Annotated in this window: 7 protein-coding genes; 4 read left to right on the top strand and 3 right to left on the bottom strand. The window is 62.8% G+C overall.

Annotation, left to right across the window (positions count from 1 at the left end; all coding sequences use genetic code 11):
• Window positions 1–606 (bottom strand): hypothetical protein (locus VEK15_10445; protein ID HXV61103.1); only part of this gene is annotated, 606 nt, incomplete at its 3' end.
• 177 nt (window positions 607–783) lie between these two features.
• Here VEK15_10445 and prsK point away from each other — a divergent pair.
• The 4 genes from prsK (at window position 784) to VEK15_10425 (ending at window position 5,898) form a co-directional block, all read left to right on the top strand.
• On the top strand, window positions 784–2,880 hold the full coding sequence (gene prsK, locus VEK15_10440; protein ID HXV61102.1) for an XrtA/PEP-CTERM system histidine kinase PrsK: 2,097 nt from the start codon (window positions 784–786) through the stop codon (window positions 2,878–2,880).
• A gap of 16 nt (window positions 2,881–2,896) precedes the next feature.
• Window positions 2,897–4,273, top strand: coding sequence for a PEP-CTERM-box response regulator transcription factor (gene prsR, locus VEK15_10435; protein HXV61101.1), 1,377 nt, complete (start codon window positions 2,897–2,899; stop codon window positions 4,271–4,273).
• A gap of 70 nt (window positions 4,274–4,343) precedes the next feature.
• Complete coding sequence (rpmB, locus tag VEK15_10430) at window positions 4,344–4,583, top strand: 50S ribosomal protein L28 (GenBank protein HXV61100.1); 240 nt, start codon at window positions 4,344–4,346, stop codon at window positions 4,581–4,583.
• A 4-nt stretch (window positions 4,584–4,587) separates the two neighbouring features.
• Entirely contained in the window at window positions 4,588–5,898 is a 1,311-nt protein-coding gene (locus VEK15_10425; protein ID HXV61099.1) for a dipeptidase, read from the top strand.
• A gap of 2 nt (window positions 5,899–5,900) precedes the next feature.
• Here the strand turns inward: VEK15_10425 and VEK15_10420 are convergent, their stop codons facing one another.
• Complete coding sequence (locus VEK15_10420) at window positions 5,901–7,061, bottom strand: ATP-dependent 6-phosphofructokinase (GenBank protein ID HXV61098.1); 1,161 nt, start codon at window positions 7,059–7,061, stop codon at window positions 5,901–5,903.
• Window positions 7,009–7,564 (bottom strand): ATP-binding protein (locus VEK15_10415; protein HXV61097.1); only part of this gene is annotated, 556 nt, incomplete at its 5' end. The genes VEK15_10420 and VEK15_10415, both read right to left, overlap by 53 nt.

Genomic DNA, 7,564 nt, shown 5'->3' with positions numbered 1-7,564 from the left:
TGCATAGGACGGCGAAGTAAAGGCCTCGATGTAATAATATCGGTTGAACGGAGAGTAGAGTGCCCATTTCAACTTCGCTGCAGCGGAGCTTGCCCGAAAGTAGGAAGTCACGTTGATGATCTCGATGCCGTCCGGGACCAGGTCATCTTCCCAATAGCTCCAGCGCTGAGTCGGGTCCTCGGGGTACGTGATGACCGACAGGCCGCCCCACTCTCTGATGTCCGCCGTGGCATCCGGGGGGTAAGGAGGTAGTTTGTACTCGGGGAGACTCCTCGCATCCGACGCAATCAAGTGCCCCTCGGGGAGACCGATCTCGGAGCCTCCGATGAAGCGCACGCCCCGGATGGTTCGGGACAGGGTGGTCGCCTCGGGATGGGGCGAGCCGTGCTCGCTGAGCATGACGAATCCGACGCGCGCCTCCCTGGCGGCGTCCGCGATCTCCTCGAGCGAGGAAAGACCATCGGAGAGAGTGGAATGTACGTGAAACGCGCCCCAGACGTAAGCATTGGATGTCTCCGGCTCGTACTGGATGAGTAGGACCCCGCGACCAAGAACGACGGTGCCAGCGAGGGCGCCGGTCAAGAGGAGTGTCTTTCCGACTCGCATGGAGACCCAGCTATCTTACTCAAAACAAATTCAATTACGGCTTGACAGAAGGGCCTCCTAGACTGTAAAAAAAGCTAACGCTTTTGGCGTAGCTCCCCCCCGGTTGGGCGCCGAGAGAAGAGTAGGCCCCATCCGATCCCCCCAACCTGTTGACAGTAGAGCATCTTGCTGGATGCAATGAAGTTCGACGTACTCTTGGCGTGTCTGGCGGCACTGGCGGCCCTGTCGCTTGCAGGGTTTCTTTTGCGCCGGCTCCGCCACGAAACGGCCCACGCCATTCTTGCCGTGGGGTTGGTGGCCCTTGCGGCTCGCGAAGGAATTGGTGCGCTGTCGACCCTGGCGGCAAACGAGTCCGACGCGCTGATGTGGCATCGCTACCGGTTTCTCGTCGCCGCGGTCATTCCCGGCCTCTGGCTGGGCGCGGCGCTTACTTTCGCGCGGGCAACTCCTTTCGAGTTCCTGAGGCGCTGGCGCTTCGTGCTCGTCGCTGCCTTCCTGCTTCCGAGCGCGCTGGTCCTCGGAGGATGGCACGCCCTCGTGATTCGCGCTGCCGATGTGACGCCCGCGCTGTTCGTTCCCGTGGGCACGGCCGGTGTCGGCCTCCATGGGATCCTGGTGATGTCCGCGGTCGCGGTTCTGGTGAACTTCGAGAGAACTCTGCGGGCGTCGGCCGGGAGTGTTCGGTGGCAAATCAAGTTCGCGATCTTGGGGCTCGGCGCCCTGTTTGGTGTCGAGGTGTTTCTCGACAGTCAGGTTCTCCTCTACTCGGTCGTCCAGACCACGCTCTTCCCGATTGGGTCGGGAGCGCTGTTACTCGCCTGTGGCCTCGTCGCCTTCTCCATTGCTCGCCGCCGCCTGGCCAGCGTCGACCTCTATCCGTCGGACGCGCTGCTCTTCAGATCGCTGACCCTGCTGGTCGTGGGAATCTATTTCGTGGGTGTTGTCGGCGTGGTCGAGCTCATCGATACGCTGGGCGGCCGGCAATGGCCTCCCGCCGTTGCGTTCTTCGTCCTTCTCGCCACCTTGGGGTTGGCGACTGTGTTCCTGTCGACGAGGTTCCAGCTGAGAGCGAGACGCTGGCTGAGTCGGCATCTGGCACGACCGGCGCACGATTACCGCCGCATCTGGGACCGGTTCACTCGCGATACCAGCGCTGCCTTGGAGATCGAGCCATTGTGTGCCGCGATCACGAAGATCGCGGTCGATACATTTGGATGTCCGAATGCGACCATCTGGTTGGTGCGAGAGGGGGAGCGCAAGCTGCTCTTGGGGGCGACATCGGCGATGTCAGCGGCTCGAGCCAACGCGACTCTGAGCCGACATGCGGACGGTCGGGATTGGCTGGCAGTAATGGCGGAAACGCTCGACCGTCCGATCGACCTCCGTGACCCGAGACTTCCCCCCGCCGCGGCGGAGCTCGAGCGCGAAACCAACTCACGGTACAGTGTGGCCCTCCTGGGAAACGATGGATGTCCCATCGGGTTTTTGACACTGAGTCAGCGCTTTCCCGATCAGCCACTCAGTTTCGAGGATCTCGCGCTCATGAAGACGCTGGCCGACCAGTCCGCGGCCACGATCCGCAATCGCCAGCTGGCGCGCGACCTGAGACGCGCTCGCGAGATGGAGGCCTTCCAGGTCGTCTCGACGTTCTTCGTTCACGATCTCAAGAACCTCGCCTCACGGCTTTCGCTGGCGATGCAGAACCTTCCCGCTCACATCGACAAGCCCGAGTTTCGACGAGATGTGCTGCGGATGATGGACCAGAGCGTACGAAAAATCGATACGATGACGTCACGCCTCTCGTCGCTCACGAATGGCCTATCGCTGAAACGCTCCGACTGCGACCTCAACCACCTGGTTCGAAAGACACTGGCGACGCTCAACGGATCGATGAAAGCCCGTGTTTCCTGTGAATGCTGCGAGCTGCCCAACGTTCGAATCGATTCCGCGGAGATGCAAAAAGTGGTGACGAACCTGGTGTTGAATGCGCAGGAGGCCACCGGGGAATCGGGAAATATCATCGTGCGCACTTCGGCCGAGAAGGGCTGGGTGCTGCTGTCGGTGGTCGACGACGGATGTGGCATGAGTCCGGAATTCATCACCCAATCGCTCTTCCGACCGTTCCATACCACGAAGAAAAGCGGCCTGGGGATCGGTCTGTATCAGTGCAAGACCATCGTCGAAGCCCATGGCGGGCGGATCGAAGTCCAGAGCGAGCGACAGAAGGGAAGTACCTTCAACGTTCTGCTTCCGGTGCAAATGAACAGCGCTTGAAGGCGGAAGGAATCCTATGGAGAAACCGAAACTACTCCTCGTCGACGACGTGGAGGACATCCGAAAGCAGATGAGGTGGACTCTGGCTGACGAGTACGAGGTCTTCGAGGCCGAGGACCGCACCGAGGCCATGGAGTTGTTCGAGACCCATCGAATGCCGCTGGTCTCTCTCGACCTGGGCCTGCCACCCGACTCGAACGGAGTCGAGGAGGGATTCCGGCTTCTCGACGAGATTCTGGATATCGACGCCGATGCCAAGGTCGTCGTCATCACCGGACAGGAGCAGCGTGCCCACGCGCTGCGCGCGGTATCGCTCGGTGCCTACGACTTCTTTACCAAGCCGGTTCAGATCGACGAGCTCCACGTGGTGCTGCGCCGCGGCCGCTATGTATACGACCTGGAGATGGAGAATCGGAAGCTTCACAACAACGTGAGCGAGGATTTTTTTCCGGGCATCGTGGGCTTCTCCGAAGCGATGCTGAACGTGTTCAAGTCGGTACGGAGGGTGGCTGGCTCCGACGCCGAGGTCCTCATCGACGGCGAGAGCGGGACGGGAAAGGAGCTCGTGGCGCGCGCCGTCCACCGCTTGAGCGGGCGTTCCGAGGGGCCCTTCGTTCCCATCAACTGTGGTGCCATTCCCGAGAACCTCCTCGAAAGCGAGCTGTTCGGCTACGAGAAAGGCGCGTTCACCGGGGCTCACGCCCGCCGCCAGGGTCGGATCGAGCTCGCGCACGGCGGGACCCTCTTCCTCGATGAAGTCGGGGAGCTCTCCCCATCCCTCCAGGTAAAGCTGCTGCGGTTTCTGCAGGAACATCGGCTGGAGCGGATCGGGGGCCGGCGGGAGATCGAGGTCGACGTCCGGGTCATCGCCGCGACCAACGCGGACCTCGAGAAGGCGATGAGGAGCCAGACCTTCCGGGAAGACCTCTATTTTCGTCTGGCTGTCGTGCGCATCCCGCTCCCGGCGCTCCGAGAACGTGGCGAGGACGTCGAAGTGCTCGCCCGAGCGTTTCTGGAGCGTTTCGCCCAAGAGAACGGCCGAGGCGTGCTCGAGTTCGATCGCGACGCCCTGTCGGCCATCTACCAGCACTCCTGGCCCGGCAACGTTCGTGAGCTGGAGAACCGGATCAAACGCGCGGTCATCATGGCCGACGGCCGGAAGATCACGGCCGAGGATCTGGAGCTCACGACGCCCCATGCCCTTTCGGGAAAGGTGGTCAGCTTGAAGCGGGCGCGGGAGGAGGTCGAGCGCGAGCTCATCAGCAACGCGCTGTGGAAGCATAATTTCAACGTGACGCGGACCGCGGCGGAGTTGCAGGTGAGCCGACCCACTCTGTACGAGCTCATGCAGAAACTGGGCATCAGCCGGGGTAAGAGCAACGCGAGCGCGTGAGCTCCCGCGCGCATTTGCGTTGCTCCCGGTAAGCGCGTAAACTGGAGCGTTTTCGGAGGTGCCGAGGAAAATGGCGCAGAAGTGCAAGCTCACCGGAAAAGGTCCCATGTCTGGGAACAACGTCTCCCATGCGCACAATAAGACACGCCGGGTGCAGCGTCCCAACTTGCAGTGGAAGCGGGTCTACGTCCCCGAGCTGGGGCGAACCGTCCGCGTTCGCCTGTCCACCCGCGCCCTCCGCACCATCGACAAGAAAGGCTTGATGGCCGTCCTCAAGGACCAGGGGCTCTCCCTCAAAGACGTCATCTAATAAAGTGCTCAATGCCCTGGTTGAGTTTGCCATCACCCTGCCTCTCGTCTGGAGACGTCCCCTAGGATTCATACTCCTTCTGCTCCTGAGTGGCTGCGGCGCGGGCGAGACCCCCGATGCCACGGCTCCTCGGCCCGAAGAAGACCTGCTCGATCGGGCGCGCGCGATCCACGACCGGGTGCTCGCGCTGGACACGCACGTCGACATCCCGTTCGACTACGCGACCGAGAAGGTGGACCCGGGTGCGCGGGGGGAGTTCCAGGTCGATCTTCCGAAGATGGAGGAAGGCGGGCTCGACGCGGCTTTCTTCATCGTCTACGTCGGCCAGACCGAGCGAACCGCCGCGAACTACGAGAAGGCCAAGGCGGACGCCATGACGAAGTTCGATGCCATTCATCGTATGGTCGACGAGATGTATCCCGATCGAATCGAGCTCGCGCACACCGCCGATGACGTGACGCGCATCCACGACGGGGGGAAGCTCGTAGCCTGCATCGGGATCGAGAACGGATACGTCATCGGGAAGGACCTGTCCCTGCTCGCCAAATATCACGAGCTCGGCGCTCGCTACATCACGCTGGCGCACGGCGGGCACAACGACATCGCGGACTCCTCTCAGCACCGTGAGAACCTGGGGGACCGCGAGAGCGAGCACGACGGCGTGAGCGATTTCGGGCGTGAAGTCATCGCAGAGATGAATCGACTCGGCATCATGGTAGACGTCTCGCACATCTCGAAGAAGGCGATGCTCGACGCCGTGGCGCTTTCCAAAGCCCCGGTGATCGGCTCGCACTCCTCGACGCGGGCTCTCACGGACCATCCGCGCAATATGGACGACGAGCAGCTTCGAGCTCTCGCGGAGAACCGGGGCGTCATGCAGACGGTGGCGCTAGGCAGCTTCGTCAAGAATCCGCGGGAAAAGCAGGACGCGATGGAAGCTCTGTTCGCCGAGCTCGAGATCGTCGGAACGCGTGATGTGAGCGGCCTCTCGCCCGAAGCCCGCGCTCGGTTCGACGCTCGGCGTGCGGAGATCGACGCCCAGTGGCCGCCGGCCACCGTGTCCGACTTCGTCGACCACATCGATCACGCCGTCGAGGTGATGGGAATCGATCACGTCGGCATCAGCTCTGATTTCGATGGGGGTGGGGGCGTCGAGGGCTGGAACGATGCCAGTGAGACCTTCAACGTGACGCTCGAGCTCGTCCGGCGAGGTTATACCGAAGAGGAGATCGCCCAACTGTGGAGCGGCAACCTGCTCCGGGTCTGGCGTGAGGTCGAGCGGGTCGCGGCGGAGCTTCGAACGCAAACGGAGTGAGCTCAGTCGCCGAGACAGAGCCCCAGCTCGCGCGCGGTGAGGATGCTGTCGCAGTCGAGCGGAACGACTTTCATGCGGCCGATAGCCGAGGCCAGGGGGACCCGGCGAACCGTGGGGGGATCGAGGGCGACCATAACCCCCGCAGCACCATCGGCGAGACAGCGGACCGCCGCCGCACCGAAGCGAAGTGAGATGAGGCGGTCGAAGGCGGTGGGCGTGCCCCCCCGAAGAAGATGCCCCAGAACGACGTGGCGCGCCTGCTTTCCCGTTCGCTGCGATAGCTCCCTCGCGACTTTTTCTCCTACCCCCCCGAGCCGCTCGGCGGCCCCCACCGGCTTGTCGACGACGGTGTAATCGCCGCCCCGGGGCCGCGCGCCTTCGGCAACGACCACGATGGAGAACGAGGCGCCCGCCCGATCTCGTTCGCGCACCTTGTGTGCGACCTTTTCGAGGTCGTAGGGAATTTCGGGAATCAATATGGCGTCGGCGGTACCAGCGATGCCGCAGTTGAGGGCAATCCAACCAGCGTAGCGCCCCATTACTTCGACCACCATGATGCGACGGTGGGAGGCAGCGGTCGTGTGGAGTCGATCGAGGCATTCGGTCGCGAACGATACCGCGGTATCGAAGCCGAAGGTAACGACTGTCCGGTCCAGGTCGTTGTCGATCGTTTTGGGAACGCCGATCACTGCGATGCCCTTCTGGTGCAGGACGTTCGCAATCATCAGCGAACCGTCGCCTCCAATGGCGACGAGCGCATCGAGGCCATGGTGGCGGAATTGGCTCACGAGCTCGTCGGAGCGATCGATCTCCTCGATCTCTCCGTTCGACTGGCGAACCGGGAAGCGCAGCGGGTTGCCGGTGTTCGTCGTTCCGAGGATCGTTCCCCCGAGATGGGTGATGCCTCGGACTTCATCGGGGCCGAGGGCGACGAGACCGCCCCCGCGGTCCTGGTAGCGTTGCGGCTCGAGAAGGCCGTCGTATCCATCGCGAATGCCATAGCAGCTCCACCCGTGACGATGCGCGGCGAGGACGACGGCGCGAATCACGGCGTTCAATCCTGGCGCGTCGCCGCCTCCGGTATTGATCGCCAGCCGGGCTATGTTCACGTCAAGAGCCCGCGTCGAGATATTTGATGAAGACCACTTCGTTGCGGGCTTCATTGTAGAGAAGCTCGTCGGCCAGCGACTGCGACATCAGGATTCCGAAGCCACCGGGCCGGATTCCTTTCTGCTCTCGAATCTCCATGTGTCCCATGGGATTGTCCTGGGGATTCCGCACCGCGGCGTGGTCGATCTCCTCGAAGCGGAAGCCTTCGCCCGGGTCGGCGATGCGGTAGAGAATCAACTTCTTCGCCCGCAGATAGGTGACGCGCACTTCCCGGGTGGGATCGAGCTTTCCGCCCCATTCGATCGCGTTCAAGAGCATTTCGCGAAAGACGCGGCCGATCGCTTCACGGACCGACGCCTCGAGGTCGGCGTCGAGGCGAGACAGAAAGCTCTGAATCCTTTCGGCGGCGTCGCGGTCGCAGGGGACGGCCAATTCGACCCAGTGCGGTTTCGCCGAGAGGACACGGATGCGCGAGCCGTTGCCCGGGTCGCTTGCCGCCTTTTCGACCAGCGAGAGAAGCGGGGTCGGGTCGATGGGCTTGGCGAGCAGGGCGTAG

It is taken from the genome of Vicinamibacteria bacterium (genome assembly GCA_035620555.1).
GTDB lineage: Bacteria > Acidobacteriota > Vicinamibacteria > Marinacidobacterales > SMYC01 > DASPGQ01.
The sequence above is the reverse complement of the archived record's forward strand: the minus strand, read 5'-3'. Positions and strand labels throughout refer to the sequence as shown.

Coding starts and splice junctions, on each gene's coding strand:
- prsK (HXV61102.1), top strand. CDS start 784: ATGAAGTTCGACGTACTCTTGGCGTGTCTGGCGGCACTGGCGGCCCTG.
- prsR (HXV61101.1), top strand. CDS start 2,897: ATGGAGAAACCGAAACTACTCCTCGTCGACGACGTGGAGGACATCCGA.
- rpmB (HXV61100.1), top strand. CDS start 4,344: ATGGCGCAGAAGTGCAAGCTCACCGGAAAAGGTCCCATGTCTGGGAAC.
- VEK15_10420 (HXV61098.1), bottom strand. CDS start 7,061: ATGAAGCCCGCAACGAAGTGGTCTTCATCAAATATCTCGACGCGGGCT.